This window comes from Streptomyces sp. NPDC006872 (assembly GCF_040635845.1).
Lineage (GTDB): Bacteria > Actinomycetota > Actinomycetes > Streptomycetales > Streptomycetaceae > Streptomyces.
Genome location: NZ_JBEYIL010000006.1, coordinates 217,302 through 236,463, shown reverse-complemented (window position 1 = coordinate 236,463; position 19,162 = coordinate 217,302). Strand labels below are relative to the sequence as shown.

20 protein-coding genes and 1 pseudogene are annotated in these 19,162 nt (G+C 74.0%); 7 read left to right on the top strand and 14 right to left on the bottom strand.

Features of this window, described 5'->3' with window-relative positions:
* Positions 1-53: 53 nt before the first annotated feature.
* The gene (locus ABZ725_RS19860; protein WP_351914766.1) at positions 54-464 is read right to left on the bottom strand and encodes a hypothetical protein; all 411 of its coding nucleotides are present in this window, start codon (positions 462-464) and stop codon (positions 54-56) included.
* Between the two features lie 84 nt (positions 465-548).
* Between ABZ725_RS19860 and ABZ725_RS19855 the strand changes: the two genes are divergently transcribed.
* Together ABZ725_RS19855 and ABZ725_RS19850 are read left to right on the top strand one after the other, a co-directional pair.
* Positions 549-1,322, top strand: coding sequence for an MBL fold metallo-hydrolase (locus ABZ725_RS19855; protein WP_358803911.1), 774 nt, complete (start codon positions 549-551; stop codon positions 1,320-1,322).
* On the top strand, positions 1,319-1,948 hold the full coding sequence (locus tag ABZ725_RS19850; protein WP_358803910.1) for a VTT domain-containing protein: 630 nt from the start codon (positions 1,319-1,321) through the stop codon (positions 1,946-1,948). Before ABZ725_RS19855 ends, ABZ725_RS19850 begins: the two co-directional genes overlap by 4 nt.
* Positions 1,949-1,999: 51 nt before the next feature.
* On the opposite strand, the gene ABZ725_RS19845 is transcribed toward ABZ725_RS19850, so the two are convergent.
* The 4 genes from ABZ725_RS19845 to ABZ725_RS19830 all read right to left on the bottom strand — a co-directional run bounded on the left by ABZ725_RS19845 (position 2,000) and on the right by ABZ725_RS19830 (position 6,320).
* A complete protein-coding gene (locus ABZ725_RS19845) occupies positions 2,000-3,115 on the bottom strand; it encodes an MBL fold metallo-hydrolase (RefSeq protein ID WP_358803909.1) in 1,116 nt (371 codons plus the stop codon).
* Complete coding sequence (locus ABZ725_RS19840) at positions 3,112-4,359, bottom strand: aminotransferase class I/II-fold pyridoxal phosphate-dependent enzyme (RefSeq protein WP_358803908.1); 1,248 nt, start codon at positions 4,357-4,359, stop codon at positions 3,112-3,114. The genes ABZ725_RS19845 and ABZ725_RS19840 overlap by 4 nt, the downstream gene beginning before the upstream one ends.
* 356 nt (positions 4,360-4,715) lie before the next feature.
* A complete protein-coding gene (locus ABZ725_RS19835; RefSeq protein WP_358803907.1) occupies positions 4,716-5,465 on the bottom strand; it encodes a hypothetical protein in 750 nt (249 codons plus the stop codon).
* Positions 5,466-5,708: 243 nt separating this feature from the next.
* Positions 5,709-6,320 carry a TetR/AcrR family transcriptional regulator gene (locus ABZ725_RS19830; protein WP_358803906.1) on the bottom strand — a complete coding sequence of 204 codons (612 nt, stop codon included), beginning with the start codon at positions 6,318-6,320 and terminating at the stop codon, positions 5,709-5,711.
* 155 nt (positions 6,321-6,475) lie between these two features.
* Between ABZ725_RS19830 and ABZ725_RS19825 the strand changes: the two genes are divergently transcribed.
* Positions 6,476-7,357, top strand: a complete 882-nt coding sequence (locus ABZ725_RS19825) for an NAD(P)-dependent oxidoreductase (RefSeq protein WP_358804143.1) — start codon at positions 6,476-6,478, stop codon at positions 7,355-7,357.
* 83 nt (positions 7,358-7,440) lie between these two features.
* Positions 7,441-7,821: a DUF2795 domain-containing protein gene (locus ABZ725_RS19820; protein WP_358803905.1), complete on the top strand. Its 381-nt coding sequence runs from the start codon at positions 7,441-7,443 to the stop codon at positions 7,819-7,821.
* Between the two features lie 151 nt (positions 7,822-7,972).
* Here ABZ725_RS19820 and ABZ725_RS19815 read toward each other — a convergent pair.
* The 3 genes and pseudogenes from ABZ725_RS19815 to ABZ725_RS19805 form a co-directional block, all read right to left on the bottom strand.
* Positions 7,973-8,188 (bottom strand): annotated as a pseudogene (locus ABZ725_RS19815) (DUF6158 family protein); the annotation flags it as partial.
* 100 nt (positions 8,189-8,288) lie between these two features.
* Positions 8,289-9,908, bottom strand: coding sequence for an ATP-binding cassette domain-containing protein (locus tag ABZ725_RS19810; protein ID WP_351905048.1), 1,620 nt, complete (start codon positions 9,906-9,908; stop codon positions 8,289-8,291).
* Between the two features lie 80 nt (positions 9,909-9,988).
* Positions 9,989-10,648 (bottom strand): histidine phosphatase family protein, encoded by a 660-nt coding sequence (locus tag ABZ725_RS19805; RefSeq protein ID WP_358803904.1) that lies wholly within the window; start codon positions 10,646-10,648, stop codon positions 9,989-9,991.
* A gap of 195 nt (positions 10,649-10,843) precedes the next feature.
* Between ABZ725_RS19805 and ABZ725_RS19800 the strand changes: the two genes are divergently transcribed.
* On the top strand, positions 10,844-11,665 hold the full coding sequence (locus ABZ725_RS19800; protein ID WP_358803903.1) for a class I SAM-dependent methyltransferase: 822 nt from the start codon (positions 10,844-10,846) through the stop codon (positions 11,663-11,665).
* Between the two features lie 25 nt (positions 11,666-11,690).
* Here ABZ725_RS19800 and ABZ725_RS19795 read toward each other — a convergent pair whose 3' ends face one another.
* Entirely contained in the window at positions 11,691-12,401 is a 711-nt protein-coding gene (locus ABZ725_RS19795) for a GvpL/GvpF family gas vesicle protein (protein WP_358803902.1), read from the bottom strand.
* A 106-nt stretch (positions 12,402-12,507) separates the two neighbouring features.
* The gene (locus ABZ725_RS19790; RefSeq protein ID WP_358803901.1) at positions 12,508-14,355 is read right to left on the bottom strand and encodes a transketolase; all 1,848 of its coding nucleotides are present in this window, start codon (positions 14,353-14,355) and stop codon (positions 12,508-12,510) included.
* A gap of 133 nt (positions 14,356-14,488) precedes the next feature.
* Here ABZ725_RS19790 and ABZ725_RS19785 point away from each other — a divergent pair, with 133 nt between their 5' ends.
* Both ABZ725_RS19785 and ABZ725_RS19780 read left to right on the top strand, forming a co-directional pair.
* Positions 14,489-14,839 carry a VOC family protein gene (locus ABZ725_RS19785; protein WP_358803900.1) on the top strand — a complete coding sequence of 117 codons (351 nt, stop codon included), beginning with the start codon at positions 14,489-14,491 and terminating at the stop codon, positions 14,837-14,839.
* Positions 14,840-14,960: 121 nt separating this feature from the next.
* Complete coding sequence (locus ABZ725_RS19780; RefSeq protein WP_351905066.1) at positions 14,961-15,308, top strand: DUF6204 family protein; 348 nt, start codon at positions 14,961-14,963, stop codon at positions 15,306-15,308.
* On the opposite strand, the gene ABZ725_RS19775 is transcribed toward ABZ725_RS19780, so the two are convergent.
* From ABZ725_RS19775 to ABZ725_RS19760, 4 genes are all read right to left on the bottom strand, one after another.
* On the bottom strand, positions 15,286-15,831 hold the full coding sequence (locus ABZ725_RS19775; RefSeq protein ID WP_358803899.1) for a GNAT family protein: 546 nt from the start codon (positions 15,829-15,831) through the stop codon (positions 15,286-15,288). The two genes, ABZ725_RS19780 and ABZ725_RS19775, sit on opposite strands and share 23 nt — an antisense overlap.
* A 21-nt stretch (positions 15,832-15,852) precedes the next feature.
* Positions 15,853-16,113, bottom strand: coding sequence for a LapA family protein (locus ABZ725_RS19770; protein ID WP_358803898.1), 261 nt, complete (start codon positions 16,111-16,113; stop codon positions 15,853-15,855).
* A 138-nt stretch (positions 16,114-16,251) separates the two neighbouring features.
* Positions 16,252-17,175 carry an LD-carboxypeptidase gene (locus ABZ725_RS19765; RefSeq protein ID WP_358803897.1) on the bottom strand — a complete coding sequence of 308 codons (924 nt, stop codon included), beginning with the start codon at positions 17,173-17,175 and terminating at the stop codon, positions 16,252-16,254.
* Positions 17,172-19,148, bottom strand: coding sequence for a prolyl oligopeptidase family serine peptidase (locus ABZ725_RS19760; protein WP_358804142.1), 1,977 nt, complete (start codon positions 19,146-19,148; stop codon positions 17,172-17,174). The genes ABZ725_RS19765 and ABZ725_RS19760 overlap by 4 nt, the downstream gene beginning before the upstream one ends.
* Positions 19,149-19,162: the final 14 nt, after the last annotated feature.

Below are 19,162 nucleotides of genomic sequence, written 5' to 3'. Positions count from 1 at the left end.
GGGGGCCGTCTTCCACCCTGTCACACCGCGGTGACAGCCACCCGGCGTGGCGGCTATCGCCCGTCGTAGCCGGCGGTCGGCATCGACAGTCTGCGGTGCACCCGGGCTTTCATCTGTGCGTCGTAGGCGGGCTCGGCGCTGCCCACGGTCTCCACCCGCACCCCGCGCCGCGCGCACTCCTCGGAGAACTCCTCGACGGACGACAGCGCGCTCTCCAGCACCCTGCGGCTCGGCGCGACGAACAGGTCGACGCCGGGCCGGACCCCGTCCCACAGCACGCAGTGGTCGGCGCGCAGCCCGCGCACCAGCAGTTCCCGGCTGACGACGTACCCGCGCTCCGCGGCCCACCGCGCGCACATCGCGTGCTGGCTGCGGGAGTCCACCAGAAAGGGATCGTCGTCCAGTTCCTCGAGCGGCGTCAGACTCGCGATCGCCGTGACCCGCATGACCCGCACCGGTCCCATGGCGTCCCCCTCACCTCCGGGTTTCGCCGCCGACCCTACTCCTGCCCGTACGCTTCGGGGGAGTCGCGCGAAGGAGGCAAAGGGGTGCCGGTGGAGATCACGTGGTGGGGTCACGCCACCTGCACGGTGGAGGATTCGGACGTACGTGTGCTCACCGATCCCCTGTTCGCCCGCCGCCTGGCTCATCTGCGCCGCCGCCGGGGCGCGCCGCCCCCGCCCGACGCCTGGCGGGCGGACGTGGCGCTCGTCTCCCACCTGCACGCCGACCACCTGCATCTGCCCTCGCTGGCGCGCCTCGCGCCGGGCACGCGCCTGCTGGTGCCCCGGGGCGCACCGCGCGCCGTCCCCGGGCTGCGCCGACTGCGGCAGCTGGAGCTGACCGAGATGGCGGCGGGGGACGAGACGACCGTGGGCGAGCTGCGGATCCGGGCCGTGCCGGCCCGCCACGACGGGCGTCGGCTGCCGGTCGGCCGGCACCGCTCCCCCGCACTCGGATACGTGGTCGACGGCGAGGCGCGGACGTACTTCGCCGGGGACACCGGCCTGTTCGAGGACATGGCCGAGGAGGTCGGGCCGGTCGACGTGGCGCTGCTGCCGGTGGGCGGCTGGGGGCCGTATCTCGGCGAGGGGCACCTGGACGCGGGGCGCGCGGCCGAGGCGCTGACCCGGATCGCGCCGCGCAGTGCCGTGCCGGTGCATTACGGCACGTTCTGGCCGATCGGCATGGACGCCGTGCGCCCCCATGAATTCCATGCCCCCGGCGAGGAGTTCGTACGACTTGCGGCGGAGCGTGCGCCGGGGGTCGCGGTGCACCGGCTCGGGCACGGGGAGAGCGTGCGCCCGGAGGTCGCGCGGTGAGCTGGCGGCTCGCCGCGGCCGTGACGGCCGTGCCCCCGGAGTCCACCCAACAGGCCCTCGGCTACCCGTCGTTGTTCCTGCTGGTGCTGATCGGGGCGCTGGTGCCGGTGGTGCCGACGGGGGCGCTGGTGAGTTCGGCGTCGGTGGTCGCCTTCCATCAGACGGCGCCCTTCGCGCTGGCGCTGGTGTTCGTGACGGCGTCGCTGGCGGCGTTCTGCGGGGACGCGGCGCTGTACTGGCTGGGGCGGCGCGGAATGCGGTCGAGGAACGGCTCGCGCTGGCTGGAGGCGATCCGTTCGCGGGCGCCGGAGGAGCGGCTGACGCAGGCACAGGAGAAGCTCGCCGAGCACGGCACGGCGGTGCTGGTGCTGTCCCGGCTGGTTCCGGCGGGCCGGATCCCGGTGATGCTGGCCTGTCTGATGGCGCAGTGGCCGCTGCGCCGCTTCGTGCGGGGCAACTTCCCGGCCTGTCTGGCCTGGGCGCTGACCTATCAGCTGATCGGCATCCTGGGCGGCTCGCTGTTCCCCGAGCCCTGGGAGGGCGTGGTCGCCGCGATCGCGCTGACCGTGGTGATCGGCTTGCTCCCGAGCCTGTGGCGCCGGGTCAGGGGAACCCGGCCCGCGTAGCACCCGCCCCGGCGACGATCGCTACGGGACCCGCCCGGCCCGGCACCCGGGTTACGTCAGCACCCGCGAGCCTCCTACCGGCAGGTCCCACAGGGCGTCCCGGTCCAGCCCCGCCTTCTCCCAGGCCGCACGCACGCGCGTGAGGGGTTCGAGGACGGGCTCGGCGGAGAGCACGAACGTGCCCCAGTGCATCGGGGCCATGCGCCGCGCTCCGAGGTCGAGGGCGGCGCGGACGGCCTCCTCCGGGTCGCAGTGGACGTCGCTGAGCCACCAGCGGGGGTCGTAGGCGCCGATGGGCAGCAGGGCCAGGTCGATGCCCGGGTAGCGGCGGCCGATGCGGGAGAACCAGTGGCCGTAGCCGGTGTCTCCGGCGAAGTAGAGGCGCTGTCCGTCGGGGGCGGTGAGCACCCAACCACCCCACAGGGAGCGGCAGGTGTCGGTGAGGGTGCGCTTGGACCAGTGGTGGGAGGGCACGAAGTCGAAGCGGACGCCCGACAGTTCGGCCGCCTCCCACCAGTCCAGCTCGGTGACCCGGGTGAACTTGCGGCGCACGAACCAGCGACCGAGCCCGGCCGGCACGAACACGGGTGTGTCGCGCGGGAGTCGGCGCAGCGTGGGGGCGTCCAGATGGTCGTAGTGGTTGTGGCTGACGACGACCCCGTCGATGCGCGGCAGCGCCTCCCAGGGGACGCCCACGGGGGTGATGCGGGCCGGGGTGCCGAGGATGCGGCGGGACCAGACCGGGTCGGTCAGCACGGTCAGGCCGCCGATCCGCACGACCCAACTGGCGTGTCCCGCCCAGGTGACGGCGATCGTGCGGGCGTCCACGCGAGGCAGCGGGCCGGGTTCGAAGGGCAGTCGGGGAACGTCCGCGAGGCCTTCCCGGCCGGGCCGCACGGAGCCCTCGCGGGCGAACCGGGCGATGGCCTTGAGACCGGGCAGCGGAGAGGTCAACCGGTCGTGGAAGGTCCGCGGCCACACCCGCCGTTCGCCCGGCCGGCGGGGCTCGGCGAGCGGCGGTACGGGCGGTGCGGGCGGTACGGGCGGCGCGAGCGGAGACGGGGACGAAGGGGCGGAGGTGTCGGCGGAGATGTCGGCGGAGGTGAAGGCGGAGATGTCGGCGGTGGTCACCGTGCTGGTGGTGGTCGACTCGGACTGCTGCGTCATCGAGGAGGCTCCCATCGCTGAGCGTCGTCACGGAGATCGTCGAAGACCGACCTCACGAACGTCAACGCGCGTTGCACGTGTGGCAGTTCCAACGGTGTGGGTGACGTGAGACATTCCGCGCGCTGCGCGTGTGTGCCGTCCAGCAGCATGCCGGTGGACAGCCGGACGCGCAGCGCCCCGAGGTCGTCCCCGAAGCGGTGACCGCCCGGCGCGGGCATGCCGAGCCGGGCGGAGAGGAAGTCCTCCAGTTCCTGTGCGTCGCCCACGCCGTGCGCGGCGAGCGCTTCGCGCAGCGGCCCGAGATCGACGTACAGATGACGGCCGGCCCGGGGCGGCAGGGCCAGACCGCCCGCGGCGATCACGGCGGCGTGCACGGCGTCCGCCACGCGCGCGTGCAGGCGTACGGCGGCGGCCGTGCGCGCGGTGACCGGCTCCGGCTCGGCCAGGGCGTACGCGGCGGCCGCGGCGACCGGTGCGGCCACGCGCGCGTCGAGGGCGGTGAGGACGTCGAGCACACGCGCGTGCAGGCCGTCGCCGACGGCCGAGGCGGGGAAGCGGGCGACGGCCGCCGGCCAGCCGACGGGCAACAGGGCGCCGGCCAGGTCGCTGACGACGGTGACCTGCTCGGGCAGCATCTCGGCGGGGCTGACCAGCACGGTGTCGTAGGGGGCGTGCAGCGTGTCGCGCCAGGTCTCGTCGCTGACCAGGTGCAGGCCCTCGCCCACGGCGGCCTCCACCGCCTCGTGCAGCACCTCGGGCGGCGCCACGGTCGCGGTGGGGTCGTCGGCGACGGACAGCACCAGCAGCCGCGGGTCCCCGCCCTCGGCGCGCACCCGCCGCACGGTCTCCAGCAGGGCGTACGGGTCCGGGACGCCCCCGCACTCGGCGGGCGTCGCCACATGGAAGACGCGTCTTCCCAGCAGGCGCGCGTACGGCGCCCACCAGGCCGCGCAGGGCCGGGGCACCAGGACGTCGCCGCCGAGGGCGGCGGTCAGCGCGAGCAGCAGCGCGGGAGCGCCGGGCCCGGCCACGACCCGCCCCGGCTCGGCGGGAGCGCCGCGTCGGGCCCAGTAGCCGCGGGCCGCGTCGAGGAGGGCGGGGCCGCCGCCGACCGGCTCGCTGTCGGCGCGGCCGGCCGCCTCGGCGAGCACCGAGGCGAGTTCGGGCAGCACCGGCAGCCCGTCCGGGGGGAGCGGCGGGCCGTAGCGGACGGGCCCGTGGTCCTCCGGTTCCGTCCGCCGCATGTCGACCTCCGCGCAGTCCGTGCCCGATGCCGTCGCCGGTGTCCTGTGCCGTCCCCCGCCGCCGGGCGCCGGCGTGGGCCGTGTGGTGCGGGTGGTGCGGGTCGTACGTGTGGAGCGGGTGGTGCTTGACGTCTCGTTCGGGACCCGGCGTTCGTACGAGGCTCGGCGCTCGTGCGTGACCGGGCCGCCGTACGAGGTCGACGAGGCCGTCGAGGTCGACGAGGCCGTCGAGGTCGACGAGGCCGTCGAGGTCGTTCGTGCCCCTGGGCTCTGCGTACCCGGTGGGACCTCGCCCCATGACCGTCCCCACGCGTTGCGCCGGTCACAGCCCGGGCCGGACCGGCTCTGCGGCGGAGTCAGGCGTTCCTCGCGGGGTCGCGGCGGCGCAGTCGGTGCACGGCGGCGCCGAGCGCACCGGCGATCAGCAGACCGCCGGCGGCGAGCGCGGGAACGGAGTCGGTGAAGGCGCCCCCCGTACCGGCCCGGACGCCGTGCCCGACGGCGGCGGGGGCGCAGGTGGCGTCCTGGGACGCGGTGCCCCGGGGCTGGGGCGCGGGCCGGTCGCACGGCTCGACCGTGGGGCAGGCGTCGGGGTTCGGCCGGGAGACGCCCTGCGCCGCCGGCGGACACGGTCGACCGGTGGCGCAGGACACGCCGACGGTCGCCGACCCGCACGGCTGCGTCCCGCCGCGCGCGACGTCCAGGGTCGCGCTCCACGCCTTGCCCGGTCCGCCGGCCGCCGCCGGGCAGGTCCCGTCGACGGTCCAGGCGGCGTCCGTTCCGACCGCCGCCGGACTCGCCTCCAGGTCGGCGGCGGATGCGATCTGTGCGGTGCCCTGGTAGACGGGCCCGGTCTGCGCGTCGTCCCCGGGGACCTTGCTCAGCTTGACGGTGCCGTCGGCGAAGGCCTGCGAGGCGGCGTCGACGCTCTCGGGGGCGGCGACGCCGAGGGGCCCGCAGGAGACGGACACCGTGACGCTGCCGCCCGGGGCGACGCTGCCGGGGCTGACCTCCGCCGCGGGATCCGCGTACGCGACCGGACCGGCGGCGACCAGGACGGCACCGGCCACGGCGAGGGCGGAGAGGAAGTGGGCGCTGCGACCCATGGAACGGCTCCTTCGGCCGGTGACTGCGGGGCGGGGCCTTGCTGCCCCACAGCCATCACAGCCCGAGGGAACGCGGGGCGCGCGCGGCCGGACGCCATTGGCGGGACGGAAGCCCCCATGCGGGTGACTCGGGACCCCGGCCACTCCGGTGAGCCGACCGGCCGGTCGGTCACCCGCCCTCGCCCGGTCCCCCTTGCTCAATGCGCCTTGATGCCACTCGATGTCGCTCGACGTCACCCGACGTCACCCGACGTCTCTCACCGTCGTCGCACGCGTCGCCGCGTCGAGGAGGGGGCCGAGTTCCCGGGCCACGGCGGTCAGGGCGCGGACGTCCCGCTCGGCACGGGCGATGAGGATCGCACCCTCCAGGGCGCTGATCATGAGCGTGGCGAGTGCACCGGCCCGCTCCTCGGGCACGCCCATGTCCGTCAGGGCCTGTCCCACCGGCCCGGTCCAGGTGGCGAACGCGGCCGAGGCGGCCTCCCGCGTGGACGACGAGGCCTGCGCGCAGTCCACCGTGGCGGCGGCCACGGGGCAGCCGCCCGCGAAGCCGGCGGCCTCGTACTCGTCGGTCCACTGCCGCACCATCTCGGCGAACAGGGCACCGGGCGTCGGTTCGGGCAGCGCGGCGAGGAAGCGGGCGACCCGGTTGCCCGCGTACCGGCCCGCCCAGCCCACCGCCTCGTTGACCAGCTGTTCCTTGCCGCCGGGGAAGTAGTGCTGGAGCGATCCGCGCGGCGCGCCGGCGTGGGCGGCGACCTCGCGCATACCGGTGGCGGCGACCCCGTCGCGCCGGATGAGCTGGGCCGCGCTGAAAACCATCCGCTCGCGCGGCCCTCGTTCGGACACCGCCATCCCCGACCTCCTTTTCCTGGACCCCCTGGACCCCTGCACCCCGTGGGCCCTCGGCCGCTCGGCCGCTCCGGCACCACCCTATGACCGCCGTCATAGGGGCGACTACTATGACCGCTGTCATAGCGAGTGGTCAGGACCGGGAAAGGCAGGGCAACGTGTACGTCGGTTTCGTGGGTCTGGGGGTCATGGGGCAGCCCATGGCGCTCAACCTCGCCCGTGCCGGAACGCCGCTCGTCGTGTGGAACCGCACGCCCGGCCCGTGCGCACCCCTGCGCGCCGCCGGAGCCGAGGTCGCGGCGAGCCCGGCCGAGGTCTTCGAGCGGGCCGAGGTCGTGATCCTCATGCTGGCCGACGAGCCGGCCGTCGACGCGGTGCTGGGGCGCGGCACACCGGACTTCGCCGCGCGCGTCGCCGGGCGCACCGTCGTCCACATGGGCACGACCTCCGCCGAGTACTCGAGCCGTCTGCGGGACGACGTCCGGGCGGCGGGCGGGAGTTACGTCGAGGCCCCGGTCTCCGGTTCCCGGGTCCCGGCGGAGCGGGGCGAACTCGTGGGGATGCTGGCGGGCGACGAGGACGCCGTGGCGGCCGTACGACCCCTGCTGGCCCCCATGTGCCGGGAGACGTTCGGCTGCGGACCGGTCCCGGGCGCGCTGCTGATGAAGTTCTCGGTGAACCTGTTCCTGATCACGCTGGTCACCGGGCTGACCGAGGCGTTCCACTTCGCCGACCGGCATGGACTCGACCAAGGGCTGCTGCGGGACGTCCTGGACGCGGGTCCGATGGCCAGCGCCGTCTCGCGGGTGAAGGGGCCCAAGCTGCTGGCCCGCGACTTCACCGTCCAGGCGGCCGCGGCGGACGTCCTGAAGAACAACCGGCTGATCGCGGAGGCCGCCCGCAGGGCCGACCTGGCCTCCCCGCTCCTGGACGTCTGCCACACCCTGTACGGCGAGGCCGTCGCGCAGGGCCACGGCGGCGAGGACATGGTGGCCGTGCTGCACGCGCTGGAGACCCGGACCGCCGCGCCGCCGAGCTGAAGTGCCTGCGTCGTTCCTGTGTCGGCTTCCCGTCCTCGGGTACGCGGTGGCCATCTGGACGATCCGGAGGGAGAGGCGGAGACATGCAGCGAGGCAGTGCCCGGCTCAGCGTGCACCGGGACGAAGAGATGAAGCACGAACTGCAGGGCCTGCTGAGGTCCGGACACCCCACGCGGAGCGAGGAGTGGCACGACCCCGAGCCGTCCGCCGAGGACGATCCCGCGGTCTGGGGCGGACCGGTGGCGCCGGGCAGCCCCCGGGCGTCGCTGGCGACGGTGCGGCTGGAGCTCGGCCGCATCCTGGGGCGCAGTTCCTTCCCCGCGGGTCCGGGCGCACTGGCCATGGGCCTGCGCCGCAGATACGCGCCGGACACGCTCGTGGAGGCCGTTCGACGCCTGCCGCACAAGGACCGCTACGCCAATGCCCAGGAACTGGCGCAGGCGCTGGTCGGGAGCGGCGGCTGACGACAGGGAAAGGACACCGACGCATCGGCCGGCTCCGGTGGGCTCAGGCCCCGCCGGAGCCGCCTGTCGTTCCGGGGCCCCATTTGCCGACCGGAGTGCCTGCCCGGTCGGCCGAGGTCTGGCGGGCGCGGCCGCCGTTCGGCCCGGCGGCCCGTTCCCTGGCCCCTTCGCGGGTGCGGGACGGGGAGACGAAACGGCGTGGGTTGCGGCGCAGGTACTCGCCCTCCAGCTGGGCCATGCGGTCGTTGTGGGCGCGCAGGGCGTCGTTCGAGCCGTGGAGCAGTGTGTCGTGGCGCGTGCGGTGGATCGTCTCCAGCTCCTTCATGAGCTGTTGGTCGTCCAGCCGGTCCGGGTCGACTCCGGTCATGGTGGTGCCCCGTCCGTCGTTCCGACTTCTGCCTCCACTGTACGAACATTCGGGCTCCCGGGCCCTCCGTGCGCCGGCAAAGTCCCGGGGGCCCTTCGCGCTACCGGGCCCGTTCCACGCGCCGCTCGTCCCACACGGGCTCCGGGGTCTCCCGGACCCGGCCGTCGCTGCCGAAGACCAGATAGCGGTCGAAGGAGCGGGCGAACCAGCGGTCGTGGGTGACGGCCAGGACCGTGCCCTCGAAGGCCTCCAGGCCCTCCTGGAGGGCTTCGGCGGACTCCAGGTCGAGGTTGTCGGTCGGCTCGTCGAGGAGGAGGGCCGTGACTCCCTGCAGTTCCAGCAGCAGGATCTGGAAGCGGGCCTGCTGGCCGCCGGAGAGCCGGTCGAAGCTCTGCTCGGCCTGCTGGGTCAGCTCGTAGCGGCGCAGCCGGGACATGGCCGGGCCCCGGTCCTGGGCGTGCTCCTTCCACAGGATGTCCAGGAGGGTGCGGCCCAGGAGCTCGGGGTGGGCGTGGGTCTGCGCGAAGTGCCCGGGCACCACGCGCGCGCCGAGCTTCCACTCCCCCGTGTGCGCCACGGTGTCGCCGGCCAGCAGCCGCAGGAAGTGCGACTTGCCCGAGCCGTTGGAGCCGAGGACCGCGACCCGCTCGCCGTAGAAGACCTCCAGATCGAAGGGCTTCATCAGGCCGCTCAGCTCAAGTCCCTTGCAGGTGACGGCCCTTACGCCGGTGCGGCCGCCCTTGAGGCGCATGGTGATGTCCTGCTCGCGCGGCGGCTCCGGCGGCGGTCCGGCCTCCTCGAACTTGCGCAGCCTGGTCTGGGCCGCCGCGTACCGGGAGGCCAACTCATGGCTGATGGAGGCCGCCTGACGGAGGTTCAGGACGAGCTTCTTCAGCTGGGCGTGCTTCTCGTCCCAGCGGCGGCGCAACTCCTCGAAGCGGGCGAAGCGTTCGCGACGCGCCTCGTGGTAGGTGGCGAAGCCGGCCCCGTGCACCCAGGCGTCGGCGCCGGTGGGCGAGGGCTCCACGGAGACGATCTTCTCGGCGGCGCGGGAGAGGAGTTCGCGGTCGTGGGAGACGAAGAGGACCGTCTTGCGGGTCTCCTTCAGCCGCTCCTCCAGCCACCGCTTGCCGGGCACGTCGAGGTAGTTGTCCGGTTCGTCGAGCAGCAGCACCTCGTCGGTGCCGCGCAGCAGCGCCTCCAGCACGAGCCGCTTCTGCTCGCCGCCGGAGAGGGTGCGCACGAGCCGGAACTGGGCCTTGTCGTAGGGGACGCCGAGCGCGGCCGTGGTGCACATGTCCCACAGCGTCTCGGCCTCGTACCCGCGCACCTCGGCCCAGTCGGAGAGCGCCTGCGCGTACTGGAGCTGGGCCGCCTCGTCATCGACGGTCATGATCGCGTGCTCGGCCTTGTCGACGGCCTGCGCGACCTCGCGGATACGGGGCTGGGCGACGGAGACCAGCAGGTCGCGGACGGTCGTCTCGTCCCGTACCGATCCCACGAACTGGCGCATCACGCCGAGGCCGCCGGTCACGGTGACCGTTCCGCCGTGCGGTTTCAGCTCGCCCGAGATCAGCCGCAGCAAGGTCGTCTTGCCGGCGCCGTTGGGCCCGACGAGGGCCACGACGGCCCCTTCCCCCACCCGGAACGACACGTCGCCGAGCAACGCCCTCCCGTCGGGGAGGTAGTACTCGAGGTGCGCGGCTTCCAGATGTCCCATGAGGACGCATTGTGCGGGCCGCCCACGGGATGCGGCAAACCGTTATGAACGCGACCCGGGCAGACCGCCGCCCGCTCCCGTCAGACGTCGGCCCCGGTCACCGGTCGGCCCGCCGGTCCGCCCTCGCCGGCGGGCGTCACCGTGGCGCCCGCCCACTTCAGGACCTTCCAGCCGTCGGCCGGGGAGCCCTCCAGGACGACCGTGCCGGTGTTGGCGAGGCGGTGGGCCGCGGCGAAGGGGACGTCGACGCCGTCCACACGGGCGGCCGCCCAGCCCCGGATCGCGGCGCCGTGGCTGACCAGGGCGACGGTCCGGGCGCCGCTCGCCGCGGCTTCGGCGACCACGCCGTCGTAGCGCGCCAGGAACTCCGTGCCGCTCTCCCCGCCGGGCATCCGCAGGTCCACGTCGCCCGCCGCCCAGGCGAACACCGTGCGCATGTAGAACTCGCCGTGCTCGGAGTCGCCGGGGAGCATCTCCAGGTCGCCCGCGGAGATCTCCCGGATCCCGTCGCGGACGAGGATGTCGAGACCGCGCGCGGCGGCCAGCGGGGCGGCCGTGAGCTGCGTGCGTACGAGGGTGGAGGCGTAGAGCGCGTCGATGTCCTCGTCGGCCAGGGCCTGCGGCAGGGCGGCGGCCTGCTGTTCGCCGAGTTCGGTCAGGCCGGCGCCGGGGACGGCGGTGTCGAGGAGGTAGTCCACGTTCGCGGTGGTCTGACCGTGACGGATGAGCAGCAGGCGCATGCAGTGACCTCCGGTGTCGCCGATGCCGAGAACCGCCCCCGCACGGGAAACGGCCGTTTCAGGGTAACCCCACCGATTCTGACGCTATATCAGTCCATATTTCAAAACGATCTGTCTCACCATGCGGCTGTCGGCATACCGTGATCGCACCGGGACCCCCGGTGCGGACCCGTTTCGTCGAGAAGGGGCAGAGCCATGCCGAAAGCGCAGGAGACCGCCGTCTACACGCACGGACACCACGAGTCGGTGCTGCGATCGCACACCTGGCGGACCGCCGCCAACTCCGCCGCCTACCTGCTCGGCTCGCTGAAACCCCACATGAAGATCCTGGACATCGGCTGCGGGCCGGGCACCATCACCGCCGACCTGGCCGCCCTGGTCCCCGACGGACACGTCACCGGCGTCGACCACGCGCCGGAGATCCTGGAGCAGGCCCGGGCCACGGCCCAGGGACGGGGCCTGACCAACATCGACTTCGCGGTCGCCGACGTGCACGCCCTGGATTACCCCGACGCGACGTTCTGCGTCGTCCACGCCCACCAGGTGCTCCAGCACGTGGGCGACCCCGTGCAGGCGCTGCGCGAGATGCTGCGGGTGACCAGGCCGGGCGGTTACGTCGCCGTCCGCGACTCGGACTACGCGGCGATGACCTGGTACCCCGCCTCGCCCGGGATGGACGACTGGCTGGACCTGTACCGCCGGGTGGCCCGGGCCAACGGCGGCGAACCGGACGCCGGGCGGCGGCTGAAGTCCTGGGCGCTGGCCGCCGGGTTCACCGACATCACCGCCACCTCCGCCACCTGGACGTTCAGCACGCCCGAGGAGCGGGCCTGGTGGAGCGGCCTGTGGGCCGACCGCACCCTGGCCTCGGCCTACGCGGAGCGCGCCACGCAGGGCGGGCACGCCACCGTGGACGGACTGCGCGCCGTCTCGGAGGCCTGGCGGAAGTGGGGGCGGCGGGAGGACGGCTGGTTCAGCGTCCTGCACGGAGAGATCCTGTGCCGAAAGGCCGTCTGATCCGTCCTGGGTCATACGTCCCCGGTCACGCCTCCTCGCCCGGCGGCCAGGGTTCCCCCGCGGACTCCACGAAGGAATAGGCCGCCCACGGTCCGGCGAGTTCCACGTGTATTCCGGATTCCTCGCCCTTCGTACGATCCACCGTTTCCACGAATTCCTCGGAATGCGCGCGCGGCACGAGATAGGCGGCGTTCAGCAGATTCTGCCCGCAGGCCTCGGTGAGGACGGAGGCCTGCGGCGGACGCAGACGGACGTCCTCGGCGTGCGCGGACAGCGCGGTGTGCAGTCGCCCGGCGAAGCGCTCGGCGCGCTGCCGGATGTCGTCCTCGGCGTCCCGCGCGGACTGCGCATACACCCTCACCCCCCACTCGACCCGCCCCGCGAGCCGCTCCAGGGTGCGCCGGAAGTCGTCCTCGCGCTCCTCCATCATCACGCGCACGCCGCTGTCGTCCCGGAACACGGTGCCGAGCCGGAGCGGCAGCGGTGTGGTGACGGCCGTGAGCGCGTCGATCACCTGCTGATGGGCGCGGGCGGTCCCCGCGAGCCAGTCCACGTCCGCCAGCCGGTGGCGGAGCGCCTCCTGCGCGAAGTCCCGCGCCGGCACATGGCTGACCACGGCGATCAGGCCGTGGTGGGCGAGCAGTCTCGGCGGATCGCCCGCCACGCCCGACAGGTCGGCCTGAAGGGGCGCGCCGAGCGGACGGCAGACGGCGTACACATAGCGCAGTCCGGTCACAGGGGCTCCTCTCGCGGCGGAGGTCCTGCGGTCATCGTCCTCCCGGCCGCCGTCCACGGCATCCCACGGCTCCTCGCGCCCGCGCCCCGGTCGTCACCGCCGCAGCTCACGGCACGATCGCCTGATCCACGAGCAGCCGGGCGGACGCGGCGATCGACTCGGCGTCGATGCCGGCGGCGTGCAGCTGCTCGGCCGGGCTCGCCGAACCGGGCATCGTCCGGACGGCGAGACGCACCAGCCGGGGCAGCGGCCGTCCGTCGAGGAAGGCGTCCAGGACGGCGTCCCCGAGGCCGCCCTGCTCATGGTGGTCCTCGACGCTCAGCAGACAGCCCGTCTCCTCGGCGGCCCGCCGCAGCGTGGCCCGGTCGACGGGCTTGACCGAGTACAGGTCGACGACCCGGGCCGCGATGCCCTCGCCGTCGAGCGCATCGGCGGCCTTCAGCGCCTCGTGCACGGTGACGCCGGCCGCGACGATCGTCAGCCGGTCCCGGCCGGAGGAGCGCAGCACCTTGCTGCCGCCGACCGGGAACTCCTCGTCCGGCCCGTAGAGCACCGGGCCGGCGCCGCGCGAGGTGCGCAGATAGCGGACGCCGTCCAGGCCGGCCATGGCGGTCACGAGCCGGGCGGTCTGGTTCGGGTCGCAGGGGTACAGCACGGTGGAGCCGTGCACGGCCCGGAACATCGCCAGATCCTCCAGGCCCATCTGCGAGGGCCCGTCCTGTCCGATGGCGACCCCGGCGTGCGAGCCGACCAGGTTGATCCCGGCGCCGCCGATCGAGGCCATGCGGACGAAATCGTGCGCCCGGGTCAGGAAGGCGGCGAACGTGGAGGCGTACGGCACCCAGCCGCGTGTCGCGAGGCCGACCGCCGCGGCGACGAGTTGCTGCTCGGCGATGTAGCACTCGAAGAACCGGTCGGGGTGCTCCTTGGCGAAGGCCTCGGCGCGGGTGGAGTCGCTCACCTCGCCGTCGAGGGCGACGACGTCCTCGCGGGCGGCGCCGAGGGCGGCGAGGGCCTGGCCGTAGGCGTCACGGGTCGCCGCCTCCTCCCCCGGCGCCCAGCGGGGCAGGTCGAGCCGGCCGGTCGACACGGAGTGCAGCATGCGGGCGTCGGCCGGTTCGCGCACCCGGACCCGCAGGTCACGGACCCCGCCCAGCTCCTCGATCGCCTCGTCGGGGTCGGGCAGCGGCTTGCCGTGCAGGCCTTCGCGGTCCTGGACGGAGGCGACGCCCTTGCCCTTGAGGGTGCGGGCGAGGATCGCGGTGGGCTGCCCCTTGGTGGAGATCGCCTCGCCGTAGGCGCGGTCGATCGCGTCCACGTCGTGCCCGTCGATCCGGACGGTGTGCCAGCCGAAGGCCCCGAAGCGACGGGCGTACGCGTCCAGGTCGTGGCCGTGCCGGGTGGGGCCGCGCTGGCCGAGCCGGTTGACGTCGACGATCGCGGTGAGGTTGTCCAGGTGCTCGTGTCCGGCGTGCTCGGCGGCCTCCCACACCGAGCCCTCGGCGAGCTCGCTGTCCCCGCACAGCACCCAGACGCGGTACCCGGGGCGCTCCAGCCGCTTCCCCGAAAGCGCGATGCCGACGCCCACCGGCAGCCCCTGCCCGAGGGATCCGGTGGCCGTCTCGACCCAGGGCAGCCGCTGCGGGGTGGGATGGCCCTCGAGCCGGCTGCCGAGCGTGCGGAAACCCAGGAGTTCCTCGTCGTCGACGGCTCCCGCGGCCTTGTAGGCGGAGTACAGCAGCGGCGAGGCATGGCCCTTGGAGAGGACGAAGCGGTCGTTGCCGGGGTGCGCGGGGCGGTCGAAGTCGTAGCGGAGGTGGTGCGCGAGCAGCACGGCCATCAGGTCCGCGGCCGACATCGAGGACGTCGGATGCCCGGACCCCGCGGCGGCGCAGGCACGCACGCTGTCCACCCTCAGCTGCTGCCCGAGTTCGGTGAGTTCGGCGGTGTCCATGGCCGCCGGGTACCCGCCGCCACGGACGCTTAACGCCACGGACGGGCCACCGGGAGGCGCTGGAGGACAGGGGCGAGGAGGGATCGGGTGAAGGGACGGCGTCTCGGCGGCCGCCCCAACTAGGCTCGTGCGCATGGACATTCTGGGAACCGCACTGCGTGTCTGTGTCGACGATCTGGAGGCCTCGGTCGCCTTCTACGAGCGGCTGGCGGGCACCCCCGCGCTCCGCTTCGAGCGGGGCGGGGTGGAGGTCGCGGCGGTCGGCTGCTTCCTGCTGATGAGCGGCCCCCCGGCGGAGCTGGAGGTGCTGCGCCACGTGGTGGCGACGATCGCGGTCACGGACGTCGACGAGGCGCACCGGACCCTCACCGAGCTGGGCGCGGACGTCATCGCGGGCCCGGTGCCGACACCGGTGGGCCGCAACCTGATCGTCCGGCACCCGGACGGAGCGGTGTACGAGTACGCGGACCGGCGCGGCCGCTGACGCCCAGGTCCTGAGCCGGGCGCCGGAAAATCCCGCGTGCGGCGCGTCCACGCGGCCGTACAGTCGGGCGATCGACGGCAGGCGCGGACAGGCGCAGGCGCGAAGGGGTCAAGGAGCCACAGTGAGTGAGCAGCACACCTATCGGGTGATCGTCCGGGGCGCCTGGGACGGCCTCGCCGAGGAGGCCCGCGCCCGGCTGCTCGCCGAGGCCGCCGACCACGGCCTGACGAGCATGCGCTTCACCGAGGAGGGCACGCTGTCGTACGAGCCGTCGCCGCTGAAGCACTTCTCGATGCGCTACGTGGTGGTGTCGGACGCGGCGGACGGCGAGGAGATGGCGGGCGCGCTCGCCGAGGAGCGCGCCGAGACGACGCTGCGGGAGCTCGGTTACGGATTCGCCGGGCTGCGGTCGACGGTCACGGACCTCGACACCATGAAGATCAACTTCAAGCCCGCGTCTCGACGGTGATCGCCCACCGCTCGTGGTCCCGCCACTCCCCGTCGATGTAGATCATCTTCGGGGAGAACCCCTCCAGCCGGAAGCCGCAGGCCTGGGCGAGGGCGATCGAGGCGGCGTTGCCGGGCTGCACGTTGATCTCCAGCCGGTGCAGCCGCAGCGGCCCGAAGGCGTGGTCCACCACGAGGCCGAGCGCCTCGCGCATCAGCCCGCGCCCCGCCGCGTGCGCGAAGGCGCCGTAGCCCAGCGCACCGCACTGGAAGGCGCCCTCGACGATGTTGTTGATGTTGACGAACCCGGCGACGGCTCCGTCCTCCCGGGTGCACACGAGGAAGCCGGCCTTCGACCGGTCCTCGATCAGCCGGCCCGCGTAGGCGGTGTACGCGTCGGCGCTGGCCGGCGGGAACAGCCACGGGTGGTGCAGGTCCTTGCTCTCGCGCACGCGCGCGACGAACTCCGGCCCGTCCTCGTAGGTGAAGTGACGTATCCCCACACGGGGGCCCTCGGCGAGGTAGCGGGATGCGGTGTGCGGCATCGAAACAGCGTACGACGCCGGTCAGCGCCGCCGTGTCCTGGAATACGCCCAGTACGCCCCGCACAGTGCGCCGATGATGCCCGTGGCGAGCAGGGCCGTCCACAACGGCACGGTCACCAGGGGGATCAACAGCCGGATCTCCGTGGCGTCGGTGTTCTGGAAGATGAAGATCAGGCAGAGGACGGCGAGCACCAGGACGGCGATCCGGCCGGGCGTCATGGCCGGGTTCCTGCCGCCGTGCTTTCCACCGGTCTCGGAGGTCTTCGAGGTCCTCGGGCTCATACCACCAGGGTGAGCCCTGGCCCGTGCTCACGCACGGTGAGACGCGACCTCCGGGTGAGCCGCCCCCACCCGGTCGGGCCCGTCGGCACAGGGCCGACAGCGCAGGTCGGTCAGCGCAGGTCAGTCAGCACACGCCGGTCAGCGCAGGGCGGGTACGTCGAGGGTGAGGGTGCCCGCGTCCGCGTCGAGTTCGGCGCGCACGCCGAGGGGCACGGTCAGCGCCCCCTCGCAGTGCCCGAATCCGAGCTCCTCGACCACGGGGACGCCCAGGCCGCCGAGCCGGTCGACGAGGACCGGGCGCAGTTCGTCGTACGGTCCGCACCTGTCCCACGAGCCGAGCGCGACGCCCGCGACGCCGTCCAGCCAGCCGGTGCGCAGAAGTTGGGTGAGGGCCCGGTCGACGGCGTACGGCCGCTCCCCCACGTCCTCGATCAGCAGCAGCCCGCCGCGGGCGCCGGCGCGGGTGTGGGGGGTGCCGTAGCCGGTGGCGAGCAGGGTCAGACAGCCGCCCAGGGTGACGCCCCGCGCCCGGCCCGGAGCGACGGCCCGGCCGGCGGAGGCGAGCGTGCGGACCGTCTCCGGGGCGAACAGGGTGGCTCTGAGGTGTTCCTGCGCCCGGGCGTTCTTGATGAAGTCGATGCCCGCGGCCACCGGCCCGTACAGCGTGACCAGGCCCAGCCGGACGGCGAACGCCTCCTGCAGGGTGGTGCTGTCGCTGAAGCCGACGAACACCTTCGGCCCGGCCGCGCGCATCGCGTCCCAGTCGAGCAGGTCGACGACACGCTGGGCGCCGTACCCGCCGCGGGCGCACAGCACGGCGTCGACGTCCGGATCGCACCAGGCCCGCTGGAGGTCGGCGGCCCGGTCGGCATCGGCGCCCGCGAGGTGGGGCAGCCGGTCGTCCCGGTCCAGCACATGGGAGGCGACCACCGGGTCGAGGTCCCAGCCGCGCAGGACGTCGAGTCCGGCCTGCAGTCGCTCCTCCGCCACCGGTCCGCTGGGCGCGACGACCGCCACCCGGGCGCCTGCGGCGAGCCGACCCGGCCGCACGAGTTCCTTCACTGCACCAGCTCCAACCTGGGAATTCCGGGCGGACGCAGCCCGAACACCTGAGCGTACAGCGACAGCTCGGCCTCCAGGGCCCGCACCGTCGTCGCCGCCTGCCGGAACCCGTGCCCCTCCCCCTCGAAGGCGAGATACGCGTGCGGCGCCGGCCGCTCCGCAAGCCTTTCCAGGAAGCGCTCGCACTGGACGGGCGGGCAGATCACGTCGTCCAGGCCCTGCAGCAGCAGGAACGGGACGGTGATCCGGTCGGCGTGCTCGACGGGCGAGCGCTCCGCGTACCGGTCGGGCACCTCGGCGAGGGGTCCGACGAGACTGTCCGGGTAGCGCGACTCGAAGTCGTGGGTCTCGCCCGTCGCCCAGCCCACCAGGTCCAGCACGGGGTAGCGGATCGTGCCGCAGGCGTAGACGTCGGCGCCGGTCAGCGAGACGGCGGCGGTCCAGCCGCCCGCGCTGCCGCCGCGGATCGCCAGCCGTTCGCGGTCGGCGACGCCCTCGGCCGCGAGGGCCAGGGCGACGGCCGCGCAGTCCTCGACGTCGACCACGCCCCACTGTCCGCGCAACCGCTCCCGGTACTCCCTGCCGTACCCGGTGGACCCGCCGTAGTCGACCTCGACGACCCCGATGCCCCGGGAGGTGAAGTAGGCGATCTCCAGGTCCAGCACGAGCGGCGCACGGTCGGTGGGCCCGCCGTGCGCCCACACGACGTACGGCGGCAGCTCGGCTCCGGGGGCGACGACGCCGGGGTGGTGGGGCGGGTACACGTGCGCGTGGACGTCCCGGCCGTCGGGGCCCGCGAAGGTGCGGATCCGGGGCTCGGGGTAGTGGGCCGGGTCGACCGCGTCCTCGTGCGCCGCGCCGATCACCCGGGCCCGGCCGGTCCGGGCGTCGAGCTCCACGACCTCGTAGGCGCTGCGCGGACCGGCCGCGACGGTGACGACGCGTTCGCCGTGCACCGCGAGGGTGGCCGCGCACTCGGTCCAGGGTCCGGCCGCGTCGACGAGCACGCCGGTCTGCGGGTCGAGGATCCCGAGGGCGCTCGCCCCGCGGCCGTGCAGGACCGCGACGAGACCGTTCTCCAACGGCGCGAACCAGCGCTGCCCGAGCTTCCACAGGGCCCCGCCGAACTCCTCGTCGCGCGGGCAGACGGGCTGATGGTCGCGGTACAGGTTCCACCAGCCGCTACGGTCGCTTGTATACAGTAGGCAGTCACCCGTCGACGGCATCCAGTCGACCTGTGCGATCGACTCCCTCGGCCCGCCGGCCACCACCCGGGCGTCGCCGAGTGCGCCCTCCTCCGTGACCTCGGCGACGACGACCTCCGTGCCCTCCCAGGGCATCAGCGGATGGTCCCAGGCCAGCCAGGCGGCCCGGCGGCCGTCGGGCGAGAGACGGGCTCCGGTGACGAACCGGCGGCTGTCGTCGGTGAGTTCGCGCACGGCCGCGCGGTCGTCGGCGGCCGAGCCGTCCAGGGGTACGGCGGCCAGGACCCGGCGGACGTCGGTGGGGCCGGCCCCGGTGAACTCCTCCAGCACGCACCACACCTCGCCCCGGTCGAGCAGCAACTGCGGCTCCGCCCAGCGCAGTCCGCCGCCCACCGAGGAGACGGGCGTGAGCGGACGCGGCTCGCCCCCGGCCTCCGGTCCCGACCCGGGCTCGTACACATACAGCCGCTGGTCGGCGAAGTGCACGAACACCACGAGGAGTCGGCCTTCGCGGACGACCCCGGCCCAGGGCTGTCCCCCGTACTCGACGACCCTGCTGCGGACGTTCCACGGCGCGGGCAGGACCGACTCCTGCGTGCCGTCCGCGCGTCGCCGGACCAGCGTGCGGCGGCCGTTCTCGGCGGGCCGGGGCGCGGTCCACCACACCTCGTCGCCGACGAAGCCGACGTACTCGGGGCGCCCGTCGTGGGCGGCCGCGAGGCGCGCGTCGATGGGCGAGGGCCAGGAACCGTAGGGCAGGACCTGCATGTTCTCTCCGATCC